Consider the following 14,903-nt stretch of genomic DNA (forward strand, 5'->3'; position numbering starts at 1 on the left):
GTTCGCCTCTTAATTATTATGCTTTTGTTTCAGATGCTGCGCCATCCACGTAAACACGGGCATAGCGGTGGCCTAATGAAGTCAGGATTTCATAAGGAATGGTGTCGCAATCGCGCGCTACATCTTCGAGCCGCTGATGCGGGCCGACGAGTTCAACCAGACTGCCGAGCTTGATTGCGCCTTCCGGCAGGGCAGTTACGTCAAGCGTGATCGAATCCATCGAAACACGACCGACAATCGGCAGACGCGTGTCACCATAAAAGGCGGAGCCCTTGTTGCTCAAAGCGCGGAACCAGCCATCGGCATAACCGACTGCAATGGTTGCAATCCGCATGGGCTTGCTTGCTATGAATGTGCCGCCATAACCGACTGCCGCACCCTTATCGATATCGCGCACCTGAATGACGCGTGCGGACAATTCGAGTACTGGTTTGATTGGGTTTTCACCCGCTGAAGGACCAACGCCATAAAGCGCTACGCCCGGACGAGCGAGATTGAAGTGATAGGTATTTTCGAGAAAACAGCCGCCGGAGTTTGAAAATGCCACCGGCATTTTTGGCAAACGCGCAAGCGCTGCCGACATAGCTGCCAGCTGGCGCGCATTGGCCGGATTTTCCGGTTCATCGCCGCTCGCCAGATGGCTGATGACGAATTTCACATCGATATGGTCCAGAAGATGCTGGTCATCGACCAGTTGGTCGAGTTCTTTGGCCGACAGGCCAAGGCGCGACATTCCGGTATCGATCTGTAGCAGCGCAGGCAGTTTTTCGTTCAGGCTTGCGGCAAGTGCCGACCAGTTTTCAATCTGCTCCAGCGAGTTGAGAACAGGCAGAATTTTCTCGCGTGCGCAGGCAGCTTCGGTGCCGGGCTGAAGGCCGTTCAGCACGTAAAGCGTCGCATCTGGATTGAGAAAAGGGCGGAGCGTAATTGCTTCGCCAAGATGGGCGACGAAGAAATCGCGGCAACCTGCTTCATAAAAAGCCGGCGCGACGCGGTTTGCACCAAGACCGTAAGAATCAGCTTTCACAACAGCGGCTGTGCGGGTTGGCGCAATGCGCTTTGCGATGGTCGAATAATTGTGGCGCAGGGCTTTGAGGTCGATGGTTAGAACGCCGCCTGCGGCGAGGTCTCGTTCAGTTTGAGAAAAATGCATCGACATATCGGTCATTTCCAGTGCACTCGGTTTGTTGGTGGGATGCCTGGAATCTAATCCGCTTCCTCCCAAAAGCACATTGCTTCGATGTCGGGTTTCGGCGACTGGCGGATCGCTATTCCTTGCCCCCAAAGCAATAGCGATAATGATAGTCGAAGACTATTCGAATGTTTTTGCATTTTGTCGTAGATTATGCGAATTTTAGCATGATTTACGCACTTATTAGCTCATCATTCGAAGAATATTCATGGCGATACTGGATAGCATAGACCGCAATATCATCCGTTCGCTGCGGCGCGATGGCCGGATGACGAACAGCCAGCTTGCCGCCGAAGTGGGGCTTTCACAGTCGGCATGTCTACGGCGCGTACAGATTCTCGAAGAAAGTGGCGTCATTCGCGGATATACCGCGATTGTTGGATCTTCCGGCGGGGATGAGCGGCTGGTGGCGATTGTTCGCATCACGCTGGACCGGCAGACGGAAGAATATCTCAACCGCTTTGAAGAGGCGGTGCGTCGCCATCCAGAAGTGCAGGAATGTTATCTGATGACCGGCGATGCCGATTATATTCTGCGGGTTGAGGCGGAGAATGCCGCTTCCTATGAAATCATTCACAAGGAAATTCTATCGCGGCTGCCGGGTGTTGCGCGCATTCATTCGAGCTTTGCAATCCGCACAGTGCTGCTCTCGAAAGCGCCGGCGTCACGGGCATAGAAAAAGCCCGGCATTTGGCCGGGCTTTTAATTTCTTAGGACGGCTGCTGCTTAGCGGAATTCGTAGCGAAGACCGGCGCGGACCGTATGGATGTTGAAGCCATTGTCCTTGGCCTGTGCGCCTGTTGCGCCCGGACCTTCGGAGTTGCCGTAGGGGTTTGTGCTGCTGTCTGCGGCATCATAGCCATAGGCTTTGCCACCGTTGATGCGCAGATAGCGATAGCCAAGGTCAAACTTCAGCTGCTCGGTGAGGTCGTAGCTCACACCAGCCATCAGACCCATGGCAAAACGCCAGCTGTCGAGGCCGCCTTTGTCTGACTGGTAATCGCAATTGCGGGTTGTGAAGTCAGAGCATACCTGACGTGTATCCCAATTGCCGTATTTCACATAGGCAGCACCCAGACCGGCGCCAAGATAAGGCGTGACCGCTCCAACCTTTGGCAGATCGACATAGGCATTGGCCATTGCTGTCCAGATATTTGCCGTCGATGCGTCTTCATAATGGCAATTATCTTCTACCGGGTTGAGGCCGTGGGCGCTCTTTACGTAGCTGGTGCAGTTTGTACGGCCGTTAATATTGGCGCGGAAGAAATCCAGCGTTGCATCTGTGCGGAACATTTCGTTGAAACGATAACCGACGCCGACGCCGTAGGCTGCGCCACCTTTCAGTTTGAAGCTATCGTATTTCAACGTGTCGTCGATGCCGCGATAGGGTGGATTTTCCTGGTTCCAGAAATCCCATTCACCATCGGTTTTGTTTTTGAAGTTGTAACCGATGTCGCCACGGATGTACCACCCTGACGCCAAAGGAGCAGGTGCCACAACGACTGGCGCTGGCTCCTCTAGAATAATGTCAGCTGCGCGCGCTCCGTTTGCACCGATCAACATGCTGCATGTCATGAGCGCTATAGCGGAAACATATTTCATCTACCCAACTCCAACCGAAATAATTGCGGTTCCCGAACCGTTGGAAAAAGATGGTAAACGAATATGCTTAAGCTATCGTTACTTCTTATTAGCGAGCACTAAACTTGCGGTAGTATTTATCTTGAGAAATGTCGTCTAACCGGGAAAGAAAAACCCGGCCTGAGCCGGGTTCTGCAATCTTTACTTGAAATCGACTGACTGTATGACAGACTGATCGATATCGTTAATGTTGCGCTTGCCGCAGAGAGCCATCGTGATGTCGAGTTCTTTGCGGATGATCTCGAGAGCGAGTGTAACGCCTTCCTTACCCATGGCGCCAAGTCCGTATAGGAACGGACGGCCAATGAACACGCCCTGCGCACCCAGCGCGCGCGCTTTCAGAACATCCTGACCCGAGCGAACACCGCCATCCATATGCACTTCGATCTGATCGCCGACAGCGTCGACAATTGGCTTGAGCATGGAGATGGACGAGACAGCACCGTCAAGCTGGCGACCGCCGTGGTTGGAAACGATAATTGCATCGGCACCGGATTTTGCGGCCATCTTCGCGTCTTCAACGTCGAGGATGCCCTTGAGTATCAGCTTGCCGCCCCATTGTTCCTTGATCCATGCAACATCATTCCAGTTCAACTGCGGATCGAACTGCTCTGCCGTCCAGGAGGAAAGCGACGACAGGTCGGTAACATTTTTCGCGTGACCGGCAATGTTGCGGAAGGTGCGGCGCTGCGTGCCCATCATGCCCATGCACCAGCCCGGACGGGTTGCCATCTGCCAGATGTGCTTTGGCGTGAACTTTGGCGGGGCGGAAAGGCCGTTGCGCAGATCCTTGTGGCGCTGACCGAGAATCTGCAGATCAAGCGTCAGCACCAGAGCCGAACAACCGGCAGCTTTCGCACGGGTGATCAGGTTTTTGACGAATTCGCGGTCTTTCATCACGTAGAGCTGAAACCAGAATGGCTTCTTGGTGACGGATGCCACGTCTTCGATGGAGCAGATGCTCATAGTCGAGAGGGTAAAAGGAACGCCAAAAGCCTCTGCCGCCTGTGCCGCAAGCATTTCACCATCTGCGTGTTGCATACCGGTTAGGCCGGTCGGGGCGAGGGCCACAGGCATTGCGACCTTCTCGCCAACCATCGTTGTTTCAAGCGAACGATTGGTCATATCGACCAGAACGCGCTGGCGCAGCTTGATCTTGGCGAAATCGGTTTCATTGGCGCGATAGGTTGATTCCGTCCAGGCACCCGAATCTGCATAATCGAAGAACATTTTCGGGACGCGGCGCTTGGCCAGTCGCTTCAGATCGGCGATCTCGACGATGTTAGGCATTCTCCCACCCCTTGTGGTCAGTTTTCTTTACCAATCGCATGACGGATTGCGCGGCTGAAATCAAGAGTGAACCCGCATGGAATAACAATTGGCTCGCGCTAATTTGATGGTTTGCGAAGTGCAACTATACTATCGGCTTATTTCTGCAGCTGATATGGCGATTGTCAGAAATTGCCGCAAAGATATTTTACGACAGGGGTGCGTCGCATTTGGCGCCCTAATTATTTGTATTCACGCGCATCCTCTCCGAAAATCGTTTCGCACTTTTCGGGATGCGCTCTAGTGGATTGAATTTGACGTTTGAATCTCTGCTGACACATATGCTGTTTCAAACGTCAAATTCGAAAAATCCACTAGATAAATATAATTGCTAGTGGTCTTTTTGATTCCAACATTTGCTCAGCGCAATGAACCGAGGAATGCAAATGTTGGAATCAGACCACTAGAATACTGCATCGTAGTACGACATTCATTGGGTGCAGCGCGTTATGCAGTCGAGGATAGCAAGATGAGCAAGGCTTCGGAAACCCGATTTATTGGCAAACGTTCAAGTGCCGCTGGCGGATGGGGCGCTTTGAAAAGTTGTGGCAAGCAGTTGTTGGCCAGCGGTGCGCCATTGACTGGCGCGCGTGCTCTTCTGAAAGCCAATCAGCCCGATGGTTTCGACTGCCCCGGTTGTGCCTGGGGTGATCCGGAACATGGTTCGTCTTTCGAGTTTTGCGAAAATGGCGTGAAGGCTGTTGCCTGGGAGGCAACCGAACGACGCACGACGCCAAAGTTTTTCACCGAACATACAGTTTCCGAGCTGCAATCCTGGACGGATTATGCGCTGGAGAACACTGGTCGACTTACACATCCGATGCGTTACAATGCGGCAACCGATAAATATGAAGCGGTCGAATGGGACGAAGCCTTTGCGGCCATCGGCGGCATTTTGCAGGGTTTCGATACGCCGGATCGTGTCGAATTCTATACATCGGGTCGCGCCTCCAATGAGGCGGCATTTCTGTATCAGCTTTTTGTGCGCGCCTATGGCACAAACAATTTCCCTGACTGTTCCAATATGTGCCACGAGGCCAGTGGTGTTGCTCTGAAGCAATCGGTTGGCGTCGGCAAAGGCACGGTTTTGCTTGAGGATTTCGAGCAGGCTGATGCGATTTTCGTGGTCGGTCAAAATCCCGGCACCAATCATCCGCGCATGTTGGGTGATCTGCGCCGCGCAGCCGAACGCGGTGCGCAGATCGTTGTTTTCAATCCCGTTCGTGAGCGCGGGCTGGAGCGGTTTGCCGATCCGCAGAACAAACTTGAAATGATGCATGGCGGCAGCGAAGCCATCGCCAGCGATTATTATCAGCCGCGTCTGGGTGGCGATTTGGCCGCCTTCCGCGGAATGGCCAAGGCAGTATTTGCGGCCGATGATGCAGCGCTTGCGGCTGGAGAGCCGTCGGTTCTGGATCGCGAATTTCTGGCAGCGCATACGGCAGAATTTGAAGCTTATCGTGCGGCTGTCGACGCAACTTCATGGGAAGCGATTGAAGATCAATCCGGTCTTCTGCGTCAATCGCTTGAACATGCCGCTCGCATTTACATGAAGGCTGGTCGAGTTATCTGCACATGGGCGATGGGCATTACCCAACATCGTCATTCGGTGATCATGATCCGCGAAATCACCAATTTCATGTTGTTGCGTGGCAATATCGGCAAGCCGGGCGCCGGGCTTTGTCCGGTGCGTGGACATTCCAATGTGCAGGGAGATCGCACGGTCGGCATCAATGAGCGTCCGTCGCCTGCATTCCTTGATGCCTTAGAAAAGGAATTTGGTTTCAAAGCGCCGCGTGAACCCGGCCATAATGTGCTTGGCGCGATTGGTGCCATGCTTGATGGCTCGGCAAAGGCTTTTATCGGCCTGGGCGGTAATTTTGCGCGTGCAACACCTGACAGTCCGATGATTATCAAAGCACTGTCCGGCCAAAGACTGACTGTGCATATCGCAACCAAACTTAACCATTCGCATCTTTTGCCGGGGCAGGATTCCTTTATCCTTCCTTGCCTTGGCCGCACTGAGATTGATCTCAACTCCAAGGGCGTGGCGCAGATTGTCACCGTGGAGGATTCGATGAGCATGGTGCATGGATCGGGCGGTATCAATAACCCAGCTTCGCCGTTGCTTCGTTCGGAAGTTGCGATCATTGCCGGAATGGCAAATGCGACATTAGGCCCAAAGCCGGTTGACTGGCTGGCACTGGCCGATGATTACGATCTGATTCGTGATCACATCTCACGGGTATTGCCGGATTTCTACGACTTCAACGCGCGCGTTCGTGTGCCGCGTGGTTTCCATTTGCGCAACACGGCGCGAGAACTGGAATGGGCAACACCGGCTGGCAAGGCTACGTTCTGGAGCGGTGCACTGCCTGAAGCTGTCGAGCATCAGCAGGCACGCGGCAAGCCGGGGCGTTATGTGCTCCAGACATTCCGCAGCCATGACCAGTACAATACCACGATTTATGGCATGGATGATCGTTATCGCGGTGTCTATGGCGAACGGCAGGTGGTGTTCATGAACCCCGCCGATATGTCGGATATTGGTGTTGAAGCCGGAGATCGGGCCGATATCGTCGGTGATTTCGAGGACGGTGTTGAGCGCGTGGCTCGTGATTTCCGCTTTGTCCCTTACGATATTCCGCGTGGATGCATTGCGGGCTACTACCCGGAAATGAATGTGCTTGTGCCTTTGGCAAGCGCGGGTGACGAAAGCTATACGCCAACATCGAAGTCGGTCATTGTTTCGTTCCGTCCGGTTCAGGCGGTTAACGCAGCTAACGCCTGATGGAAGAAGCTGAATATATGGCATTGGTCGATGCGCTGGAGGCTGCATCGGGCAAAGTCTCACGGCTCGGCGCGGGAATTATTGCTGCGGCTGCACTGGATATTGCCAAGGATAGCCGCAGTTTTTCTCGCATACTTGGCGTTGCTCACGCTCTTGTGCTGAGGGAGGTTATTGTACTTGAAACCAATGGTGGCTATATCACGGTCCGGCAACGCGATGCTCGGACACAGCGCACTTATTATCAGTTAAACGCTGCAGGCGAGCGGCTTGTCGAAGAAGTCATTTTATAATTATTTTGTTTTATTGTTTTTGATTTAAACGCTTTCGCGAAGCTATTTGAGAGACGCATTTCTATATGCGAATATGATGATTAATAATGTTATTAAAGCATGCTTTTCTCAGCATTCTTTTGGCTGCATGTTGTTGTCAAAGAAACCAGTGAGAATCGTATCAATGGCCACAAAATTTTCCCCTCTCGCACAAGCGGGATATGGTGCACTGAAAGCGATTGCGAGTGTTCTCGTCGTTACGACGATGGTTATGGCTTCAAGCAATTATGCGCATTCCGAAATGAGCGGCGTCGTTCCGGTGGCCGTGACGGAGAGCAAGCTGGTCGACTATCAGCCCAAGCTGACGCTCTCTGGTGCAATTGCGGCACGCTCACTGGTCAATGTTTCTTTCCGCGTCAACGGACAGGTTGTGGAGCGCAAGGTCGAAATCGGCCAGCATGTCGAGAAAGGCGAGCTTCTCGCACGGATCGACAATGCCGAACAGCAGTCCAACATGCGCGTTGCACAGGCATCCAAGGATGCAGCTCAGGCGCAGCTTGTGCAGGCGGAAGCAAGTTTCAAACGCCAGCAGGCGCTCTTGGCACAAGGCTTCACCACGCGGTCGCAATATGATCAGTCTGAGCAGGTGTTTCGCACCGCTCAAAGCACATTGATGAATGCGGAAAGTCAGCTCAGTAATGCGCGTGACGAGCTTTCCTATACCGAGCTTCATGCGCCGGTTTCAGGTGTGCTGACAACTCGCAATATCGAAACCGGCCAGGTGGTTCAGGCTGCGCAAACTGCGTTCTCGATTGCCGAAGACGGTCCGCGTGATGCGATCTTCGATGTTCAGGAAACGCTGGTCAATTATGCCAAGATCGGCATGGACGTAACTCTGGCCTTGCTGTCTGACGACAGCGTTCAGGCAGAAGGGAAAATCCGCGAAATCTCACCGGTGGTCGATGCACAGACGGGCACCGTGCGGGTGAAAGTTGGCATTGCCGATACGCCTGAGCAAATGGCCCTTGGGGCAACAGTGACAGGCACGGTCCATATGGAAAACCAGCAGGTCGTGATCCTGCCATGGAGCGCCATGACGTCCGATTCAGGTCGCACGGCTGTTTGGCGCGTAGCAAAGGACACGCAGGTTGCAACGCTCGTTCCGGTCAAGGTGTTGGCCTATGAAAAGGAACGGGTCATTGTTGCGTCTGGTTTGAATGTTGGCGAGCTGATCGTGACCAAAGGCGCGCAGATGCTGCGATCCGGTGCTCAAACCGAGATTATAAAGGGTCTCGAAAAGGCGGACGCACAATGAAATCGACGATGAAATTTTTAAGCTGCGTTGCCATTGTTGGTTCGCTTGTAACGCTTGCGGCCTGTGGCAAAGATGACGACAAATCATCGCAAGCAGAGCCCGCCCGCCCTGTTCTTTACACGATTGCAACGCCGAAGCCTGCAATCCAGACCAGCTTTGCTGGTACGATCGAGCCGCGTTATTCGACTGATCTGGCCTTCCGTGTTCTCGGTCGCATTATCGCGCGTCCGGTTATTGTTGGCGATCTTGTCAAAAAAGATGAGATGGTTGCGATGCTTGATCCCTCCACACTCGATCTTTCAGTTCAGTCTGCCAAGGCTGATCTCGCAAGTGCGGAAGCGCAATATGCCAATGCCGCTGCCAGCGAAGAGCGTCTGCACATTTTGCTCAAGGGCAACAACATCTCTCAGGCTGATTACGATGCTGCCAAACAGTCGCGTGACAGCGCACAGGCGGGGCTTGAAAAAGCACAGGCTGGATTGCGCAAAGCGGAAGATCAGCGCGGCTATGCCGTGTTAAGCCCTGATTTTGATGGCGTCATCTCTGCAACCAATGCCGAAGTGGGGCAGGTGGTTGCTGCCGGACAAGCGGTGATGACAGTTGCGAGACCGGATATTCGTGAAGCGGTTCTCGATATTCCCGACAGCATGACCGAATATTTCGTGGCTGGAACGCCGTTTAACGTTCAGCTGCAGGCTGACCCGACCGTAACCGGGCAGGGTACGGTGCGCGAAGTCGCCCCGCAGGCGGACGCGCAGACGCGCACGCGCCGGGTCCGCATTGCACTTGAAAACCCGCCGGAGGGCTTCCGGTTGGGAGCGACGATAAGGGCAGGGCTTGCAAGAGCGGAAAAAGATCATGTGCTTTTGCCGATTCAGGCCTTGCTTGAAAAAGACGGAAAGACCGAAATCTGGGTGATTGACCCCAAGACGCAGACTGTAAGCCTTCATGACATTCAGGTTGTTGAGCGTCGCAGCGACAGTTTTGTTGCCAATAATGTCGAGGTCGGCAGCTATGTGGCAACGGCCGGCGTGAACGAGCTCAAGGAAGGGCAAAAAGTCCGTTTGGATGCGAAAGGAAACAGCCTGTGAAAAAGGGTTTCAATCTTTCTGACTGGGCTTTGAACCACCGGTCGCTTGTCTGGTATTTTATGCTCGTGTTTCTGGTCGCAGGGCTTATCTCCTATCTTGACCTTGGCCGCGCGGAAGACCCCGAATTCACGGTGAAAACCATGGTGGTGCAGGCCAATTGGCCCGGCGCATCCATCGACGAAACCATGAACCAGGTCACAGACCGCATCGAGAAGAAGCTCGAGGAGCTTGATACGCTCGACTATACGCGCAGTGTGACGACGGCGGGTAAATCCGTGGTCTTCGTGTTTTTGAAAGATACCGTGCGCAAGGAACAGGTGACAAAAGCCTGGTCCGAAGTGCGTCACATGCTTGACGACATCAAGCCTAATCTGCCGGAAGGCGTTTACGGGCCATATTACAACGACAAGTTCGGCGATGTGTTCGGCAATATCTTTGCATTTACAGCCGATGGCTTATCGATGCGCCAATTGCGCGATTACGCCGAAGATGTTCGCACCAAAATTCTGACTATTCCCAATGCCGGTAAGGTTGAGCTGATCGGCGCGCAGGATGAGGCGATCTATCTCGAATTCTCGACGCGGCAGGTGGCAGCCCTTGGCCTCGACCAGCAGGCCATTCTCAAGGCGCTTCAGGATCAGAATGCGATTACGCCTTCGGGTGTTGTGCAGGCCGGGCCGGAGCGGATCAGCGTTCGTGTGAGTGGGCAGTTCAATTCGGAAGCCGATCTCAGAGCCGTCAATCTGCGCGTAAATGACCGCTTCTTCCGTCTTTCGGATGTGGCGACGATCACGCGCGGCTATGTCGATCCACCGACATCGATTTTCCGTGTGAACGGCCATGATGCGATTGGCCTTGGCATCGGCATGAAACCAAACGGCAATCTGCTCGAATTTGGTGAAAAGCTTGATGCCCTGATGGAGCAGGCAAAGGCTGAGTTGCCGGTTGGCGTGAATGTCTTCAAGGTTGCCGATCAGCCGGAGGTCGTGCAGGACGCGGTGTCAGGGTTCACACAGGCGCTGTTTGAAGCGGTTGTCATCGTTCTCGCCGTGAGCTTCATCAGCCTTGGCTTGCGCGCCGGTTTTGTTGTGTCGCTGTCGATCCCGCTGGTGCTGGCTATCACCTTCCTTGCCATGTCGCTGATGGATATTTCGCTGCAACGTGTGTCGCTCGGTGCATTGATTATCGCACTGGGGCTGCTGGTTGATGATGCGATGATTGCGGTCGAAATGATGGTCGCGCGGCTGGAACAGGGCGATCCGATCAACAAGGCCGCGACTTATGTTTATTCGCACACGGCGTTCCCGATGCTCACGGGAACGCTTGTAACCATCGCAGGTTTTATCCCGATTGGCCTCAACACCAGTCAGGCGGGCGAATATACGTTCACGCTTTTCGTGGTGATTGCTGTTTCGCTGATCGTTTCATGGATTGTGGCTGTGTTGTTTGCCCCGCTTCTTGGCGTGACCTTCCTGCCCAAGAAAATGAAGCATCATGAGGAAAAGCGCAGCCGCTTTTTCGAAGCTTTCTCGAAGACGCTGCTTCTGGCGATGCGGCACAAGTGGATCACCATCATCACGACGATCGCTTTGTTTGTGGTGTCCGTGTTCGGCATGGGCTTCATCGAACGACAGTTCTTCCCGCAATCCGACCGACCGGAACTGGTGATCGACTGGACCTTGCCCCAGAACAGCTCCATCGCTGATACCAAGGCACAGATGGAACGCTTCGAGCAGACCATGCTCAAGGATAATCCGGATATCGACCACTGGAGCACCTATGTCGGGCAAAGTGCTATCCGCTTCATTCTCTCGTTTGATGTGCAGCCAGCAAATCCGTATTTCGGGCAGATGGTGGTTGTCGCCAAGGACGTGGAAGCGCGTGATCGCTTGAAACAGAAGTTCGACGAAGCGTTGCGCAAGGATTATGTCGGCACCGATACCTATGTGAAGTTCCTTGAGCTCGGACCGCCGGTCGGGCGCCCTGTGCAGTATCGTATTTCCGGTCCTGATATCCAGAAACTGCGCGGCGTTGCGCAGGACTTTGCCGGTATCATGAGTGCCGATAAACGCTTAGGCGTCGTCAGCTATAACTGGAACGAGCCGGGTCGTGTCATCCGCGTAGATGTCATGCAGGACAAGGCGCGCAAGCTTGGCATTTCATCCAAGGATATTGCGACAACGCTCAATGGTGTTGTGGGCGGTATCAGCATCACACAGGTACGGGATTCCATCTATCTGATCGATGTGATTGTGCGGGCGCAGAAGCATGAGCGCGATTCCATCGACACGCTTCAGAGCCTTCAGATTGCAACTGGCAACGGCAGTTCCGTGCCGCTCGCAGCCATTGCGAATTTCCGTTACGAGCTGGAACAGCCGGTCGTTTATCGCCGTTCGCGCATTCCAACCATCACGGTTGCAGCTGGTATTGTTGATAAAACGATGCCGGACACGATTGTGAAGGAGCTTGAGCCTGCGGTGAAGGCATTCGTCGACAAGCTTCCAGCGGGTTATTCGGTTGCTACAGCCGGTACGGTTGAAGAAAGCGGCAAGAGCCAGGGGCCGATTGCTGCCGTTGTGCCGCTGATGCTGTTCGTGATGGCAACCGTTCTGATGCTGCAATTGCAGAGCTTTCAGCGCCTGTTCCTTGTGGTTGCCGTGGCACCTTTGGGGCTGATCGGTGTGGTTGCGGCACTGCTTCCGAGTGGCAAACCGCTCGGCTTTGTGGCAATCCTCGGTGTGCTGGCGCTGATCGGTATTCTTATCCGAAACTCGGTCATTCTGATCGTGCAGGTCGAAGAGCATATTACTGATGGAATGCATCCCTGGGATGCGGTTGTTCAGGCAAGTCAGCATCGTATGCGGCCCATTGCATTGACGGCGGCGGCTGCAAGTCTGGCGCTGATCCCGATTGCGCGTGAAGTGTTCTGGGGGCCAATGGCCTATGCCATGATGGGCGGCATCATTGCCGGCACGGGCATCACTCTGCTGTTCCTGCCAGCACTTTATGTGGCCTGGTTCCGCATCAAGGAGCCTGACGCCAAAGAAGTCGAAACAGCGGTGGAGCCGCAACCGCAACATTGATATGAGTTGGACGACCCAACCGGAGAATGATTATGCAGACTGCCCCATCCCTGATGCTACAGGAAACCGAACAGTCACCATCTGTGGTGGCGAAACTTCTTGCAGCAGAAGTTGGGACATTTGCTGAGATCGGTCGGTTGTTTGAAAAGTCACCCACCATGATTACGACAGCTGCGCGCGGCTCGTCCGATCATGCGGCGACTTTCTTCAAGTATCTGATGGAGATTGCCACGGGCATTCCGGTTGCCTCTATCGGACCATCGGTGGCTTCCGTTTATGGCGCGAAGCTGAAATTGGAGGGTGGTCTGCATTTCACTGTGTCGCAATCGGGTGCAAGCCCGGACATTATCGCGGTGCAGGATGCAGCAAAGCGGGGTGGCGCGACGACAGTTGCCGTTGTTAACGTGACCGATAGTCCGCTTGCGAAGGGGGCCGATATTGTGCTCGCCCTTCATGCAGGCGAAGAGAAAAGCGTTGCCGCCACCAAGTCCTTCATTGCATCAGTCGCAGCGCTTTCAGGTGTGGTTGCTGCCGCCAGCAACGATGTCCGGCTGAAAGACGGTTTGAGCCGCTTGCCGGAAGCGTTGGCTGCCACAAAGCCGGAAGGCCGAGAGGTGGTGGAAGACCTGCTGGTTGAGGCAAAGTCACTGTTCACTGGCGGACGTGGTACGGCCTATGCCATTTCGCTTGAAGCGGCCCTCAAGGCCAAGGAGACCGCCAATATTCATGCGGAAGCATTCTCACTTGCTGAGCTGATGCATGGACCGATGCGGCTGGTGGAAACCGGCTTCCCAATCCTCTCGTTCATACCGCAGGATGAAGCGCTTGAAACGAGCATTCAGGCACTGGGCAGGCTTCAGTCGTTCGGCGCAAACCTTGTCTCGTTTGGTGATGCTTCGGTGCCGGGCCATCGGGTGCCGTCTGCCAGTACCGGTAATGGCCATCTCGACCCTCTGGTTTCGCTCATCAACTATTATCGGATCATCGAGACGGTGACGCGCCGCAAGGGCTACGACCCCGATAAGCCACGTCATTTGAACAAGGTAACGTCGACGGTCTAAAGAATACTCCCACAATTCCAATATTCACGCATTATCGACTTGATAGCGCAATCCGGTCAGTGCATTACGCATTCTGGCATGGCGATCATCACATCGTAGAGTAAAAATCACGATGCCATTGAGCCTGCGTAATGAAGGAAGTCCGATGCATAACTTTGTCCTGACCGTCACCTGTAAATCCACTCGCGGTATTGTTGCCGCCATCTCGGGTTATCTTGCGGGCAAAGGGTGCAATATCATCGACAGCGCCCAGTTCGACGATCTGGACACTGGTCGCTTCTTCATGCGTGTCAGCTTCATTTCCGAAGACGGCGTGGCGCTTGATATTCTGCGCGAAGGCTTTCAGCCTATCGCAGCGCCGTTTGAAATGGATTTCGATTTCCACGACAATGCCCATCGCACGAAGACGCTGCTTATGGTGTCGCGTTTTGGTCATTGCCTGAACGATCTTCTCTATCGCTGGAAAATCGGCGCCTTGCCAATCGATATCGTTGGTGTCGTGTCGAACCACTTCGATTATCAGAAGGTCGTCGTCAATCACGATATTCCGTTCCATCATGTGGCTGTCACCAAGGCCAACAAGCCGGAAGCCGAACAGCGTCTTCTGGATATTGTCGATAATACGGGCACTGAGCTGGTGGTTCTTGCGCGTTACATGCAGGTTCTGTCCGATCAGCTTTGCCAGAAGATGTCGGGCAGGATCATCAACATCCACCACTCTTTCCTGCCGTCGTTTAAGGGTGCAAACCCTTACAAGCAGGCCTATGAGCGCGGTGTGAAGCTGATTGGTGCCACGGCGCATTATGTAACCGCCGATCTTGATGAAGGTCCGATCATCGAGCAGGATGTCGCCCGTATCACGCACGCGCAGAGTGCCGCCGATTACGTGTCGATTGGCCGTGATGTTGAAGCACAGGTTCTGGCGCGCGCCGTTCACGCACATATTCATCACCGTTCATTCCTCAACGGCAATCGTACCGTAGTATTCCCGGCGTCACCCGGGTCATTCGCCTCCGAACGCATGGGCTGATATTGCCGCTCTGACGGCCTGCAAATCGCGTCTTTTTGCGCTTCCGGTGCTCACGTACTCAAGTACGCTGCGCGCCGGTTCTCAAAAGCCACGATTTTCGG

At 54.1% G+C, this 14,903-nt stretch carries 11 protein-coding genes; 8 read left to right on the plus strand and 3 right to left on the minus strand.

Features of this window, described 5'->3' with window-relative positions; genetic code table 11:
• Positions 1 to 16 precede the first annotated feature (16 nt).
• Complete coding sequence (gene alr / locus QSJ70_RS00205) at positions 17 to 1,168, minus strand: alanine racemase (RefSeq protein ID WP_079212178.1); 1,152 nt, start codon at positions 1,166 to 1,168, stop codon at positions 17 to 19.
• 232 nt (positions 1,169 to 1,400) lie between these two features.
• On the opposite strand from alr, the gene QSJ70_RS00210 reads away from it, so the two are divergent.
• A complete protein-coding gene (locus tag QSJ70_RS00210) occupies positions 1,401 to 1,868 on the plus strand; it encodes an Lrp/AsnC family transcriptional regulator (protein WP_285534428.1) in 468 nt (155 codons plus the stop codon).
• Between the two features lie 50 nt (positions 1,869 to 1,918).
• On the opposite strand, the gene QSJ70_RS00215 is transcribed toward QSJ70_RS00210, so the two are convergent.
• The gene (locus QSJ70_RS00215) at positions 1,919 to 2,794 is read right to left on the minus strand and encodes an outer membrane protein (protein ID WP_007876198.1); all 876 of its coding nucleotides are present in this window, start codon (positions 2,792 to 2,794) and stop codon (positions 1,919 to 1,921) included.
• 180 nt (positions 2,795 to 2,974) lie between these two features.
• Complete coding sequence (locus QSJ70_RS00220) at positions 2,975 to 4,123, minus strand: alpha-hydroxy acid oxidase (protein WP_007876196.1); 1,149 nt, start codon at positions 4,121 to 4,123, stop codon at positions 2,975 to 2,977.
• A 508-nt stretch (positions 4,124 to 4,631) separates the two neighbouring features.
• Between QSJ70_RS00220 and QSJ70_RS00225 the strand changes: the two genes are divergently transcribed.
• The 7 genes from QSJ70_RS00225 (at position 4,632) to purU (ending at position 14,802) form a co-directional block, all read left to right on the plus strand.
• A complete protein-coding gene (locus QSJ70_RS00225) occupies positions 4,632 to 6,953 on the plus strand; it encodes an FdhF/YdeP family oxidoreductase (RefSeq protein ID WP_113485642.1) in 2,322 nt (773 codons plus the stop codon).
• On the plus strand, positions 6,953 to 7,243 hold the full coding sequence (locus QSJ70_RS00230; RefSeq protein ID WP_408913711.1) for a hypothetical protein: 291 nt from the start codon (positions 6,953 to 6,955) through the stop codon (positions 7,241 to 7,243). The genes QSJ70_RS00225 and QSJ70_RS00230 overlap by 1 nt, the downstream gene beginning before the upstream one ends.
• 244 nt (positions 7,244 to 7,487) lie before the next feature.
• Positions 7,488 to 8,537, plus strand: a complete 1,050-nt coding sequence (locus QSJ70_RS00235; protein ID WP_285534715.1) for an efflux RND transporter periplasmic adaptor subunit — start codon at positions 7,488 to 7,490, stop codon at positions 8,535 to 8,537.
• The gene (locus QSJ70_RS00240; RefSeq protein WP_113496285.1) at positions 8,534 to 9,628 is read left to right on the plus strand and encodes an efflux RND transporter periplasmic adaptor subunit; all 1,095 of its coding nucleotides are present in this window, start codon (positions 8,534 to 8,536) and stop codon (positions 9,626 to 9,628) included. The genes QSJ70_RS00235 and QSJ70_RS00240 overlap by 4 nt, the downstream gene beginning before the upstream one ends.
• A complete protein-coding gene (locus tag QSJ70_RS00245; protein ID WP_007876187.1) occupies positions 9,625 to 12,711 on the plus strand; it encodes an efflux RND transporter permease subunit in 3,087 nt (1,028 codons plus the stop codon). Before QSJ70_RS00240 ends, QSJ70_RS00245 begins: the two co-directional genes overlap by 4 nt.
• Before the next feature lie 32 nt (positions 12,712 to 12,743).
• On the plus strand, positions 12,744 to 13,772 hold the full coding sequence (locus QSJ70_RS00250; protein WP_285534429.1) for an SIS domain-containing protein: 1,029 nt from the start codon (positions 12,744 to 12,746) through the stop codon (positions 13,770 to 13,772).
• A 145-nt stretch (positions 13,773 to 13,917) separates the two neighbouring features.
• Positions 13,918 to 14,802, plus strand: coding sequence for a formyltetrahydrofolate deformylase (purU, locus tag QSJ70_RS00255; RefSeq protein ID WP_285534431.1), 885 nt, complete (start codon positions 13,918 to 13,920; stop codon positions 14,800 to 14,802).
• Positions 14,803 to 14,903 lie beyond the last annotated feature (101 nt).

Origin of the sequence: Brucella sp. NBRC 12950 (assembly GCF_030268145.1) — a bacterium.
GTDB lineage: Bacteria > Pseudomonadota > Alphaproteobacteria > Rhizobiales > Rhizobiaceae > Brucella.